The organism is Arthrobacter sp. Y3224198 (assembly GCF_059090025.1).
Genome location: NZ_JBNHFG010000064.1, coordinates 1 through 2,272, shown reverse-complemented (window position 1 = coordinate 2,272; position 2,272 = coordinate 1). Strand labels below are relative to the sequence as shown.

At 61.7% G+C, this 2,272-nt stretch carries 1 protein-coding gene; it reads right to left on the bottom strand.

Annotated features, from left to right (window positions below; translation table 11 throughout):
• Positions 1-234: 234 nt before the first annotated feature.
• On the bottom strand, positions 235-1,809 hold the full coding sequence (locus AC5RUF_RS16275) for a thioester domain-containing protein (RefSeq protein ID WP_494131285.1): 1,575 nt from the start codon (positions 1,807-1,809) through the stop codon (positions 235-237).
• Positions 1,810-2,272 lie beyond the last annotated feature (463 nt).

Sequence of the window (2,272 nt, the reverse complement as noted above, 5' to 3'; positions counted from 1 at the left end):
AGCATCCATCACGGTCTTATCCGCCGGCCACCCGAAGGGCGCGCAACGGTTCAACCGAAGATTTTTGTTGGGGTTGGCCGCCATGCTTCGGGCGCTTATTTCAGCGTCCCGGCCTCGGCGACTAGAAAGACTTTACACAGATTAAGCGGGACCCGCAAATCACCTCCAGGCAGCCGGAGCCGGCACCCCCGGTAAGGGAGGATGCCGGCTCCGGAAGTCCCGCAAATATCGCGGTCAGCTGCGCTGCCGTCGGTAGGTACCCAGCAGCAACAGGGATCCGGCCAGTACTGATCCGCCTCCGGCCGCTATCAGCGGGAATGCCCCGGTAGCACCCGTGCGCGGCAGGCGTTCGGTGACGGGGGCGGGAGCATACTCATTGACGAGCTCCGCCGACTGCGTCTGACCTGGCAGGATGGTTACCTCCGCAGTACCGGAGGCTGCCACTGTGACGTCTTCGTTTGCCCCTGTGGTCGGTTCCGAAACCCGGCACAGCACACCGGCGGGGATGCCCTGGTACACCTGTGTGTACACTCCTGCCGGGGTGCCTGCCGGCAGAACGAACACTTCGTCCAACAACCCGTCGCCGCACTGGATATGGAGCACAATGTCATCCTGCAGGCCGGCCCCCGAGCCGCTGATGGTTTTCGCGACGGTGACGCTGCCCGGGTTGTATTCCACTGTATTGGTGACGGTGAGGATGTTCGTTCCCTCCGTAATAGTCACCGGATCGGCAATAGCCGGCGTCACGGTGACCTCTGTTGTTGAGCCGGTTACCGGTTCGCTCACAGTACATACGGTGCCCACCGGCAGATCAGTAATAGTCTCGGACAGCGTGGCGGCGGTGCCTGCAGGGATTTCGAAGACGAACACCCCAACAGCGCCACAGTCTACGTTCAGGGTGATGGCACCCTGCAGGCCTGCACCTTCACCCGCAAAGGTCTTGTTGACCACAAGATCCCCGGCAACGAAGAACTGCGCCGTTGCCTCTGCGCTGGACTCGATTTCCGCATCAGCCGCGAGAATGAGCTTCTGTGCCGCCGTGACACTCGGATTGTTACCCGCGTAGAGGTAGACGTTGCCCGTCTCCACCGGAACGACAGCCCTGGCCGTGATGGTGGCTGGGTCAGTGGTTTGCGCAGTGCTGCGTACCCACACTTGGCTGCCCGAAGGGATCGGGTTGACCAACGGCACCGTGCCGGCAGCATCTGAATAGAGCGTGAACCCTGCGGGAGCTGTGACAGTGAGTGCAGCGCCCCCTCCCGCCGTAACGGTAAACGGCCCGGTGACGCCGTCCACCGGCCCGGCTGCCACCGGAGGAGTGATGGTCACGTCCGGAGCCGGCGGTTCTGTCAACGGGCCGGCGGCCAGTACGGCATCAACAATTCCCTGGACCAGCGGACGCAGCGGATCCGTATCCTGCAGCACAAAACCGTCGCTGAAGAACCAGATGGCTGCCTGCACCGCCGCTGCACGTTGGGCATCAGAGGTTGCTTCAGCTGGCAAACCCGGCTGGTCCGGGTAATAGCTGTTGAGGATACGGTTCACATAGCCGACATTGGGTACGTTCGCTTCACCCCACGTTCCACTCTCATACCCAAGACCCGAATAGGTGCTGGTTCGGATGTCAATGCAGTACATCTCCTGCACGTTGCCGGCAGCATCCGCGGTGAGGATGGTTCCGGCAAAGCCCGGGTTGTTGGTTTCATAGCCCGCCGGTACGTCACCCGGATAGCCCGCGGTTGGATCGAATGTTTGACCGATGGGCGGCAATCCCCCCGTCGCGCTGGTACCGACACCCGTTCCAGTCATCGTGATTTCAACTTCAGCAGTGGGTACTGCCTCGCCCGGCTGGGGCCCCGAGAACACTGCTTGGGCCGGGACAACCGTTCCCAGCATCAAAACGGCCAGTGCGCCTAGAACGCTCAGCGGATAGCCGAGGTGCCGCCGCATCCTCCTTCGCACAGCCGTAGACGGCGTGAGTGCTTTTCTTCGACTCATAGGTCCTGGATCCTCTCTCCAGCTAACAAGAGGGGCGCCATGGAAATCACTTTTGCCCCGGGCTGGCGAGGCTATAGCTGTCAAAGACGAGACGTAAGGGTAAAAGCCAAGAAATACCTCCGGAGCAAACACATCCGGCAAAACGCATCGGGACTGTGGCCTGACAGCTCGCGGTCGCGATGGACGCCTGCGGGTTAAACAGGTGAGGGCCCCGCAACCATGCGGGGCCCTCAACCATCAAAAAATTGTCCGGCGGTGACCTACTCTCCCACAC

Coding starts and splice junctions, on each gene's coding strand:
- AC5RUF_RS16275 (WP_494131285.1), bottom strand. CDS start 1,809: ATGACTGGAACGGGTGTCGGTACCAGCGCGACGGGGGGATTGCCGCCC.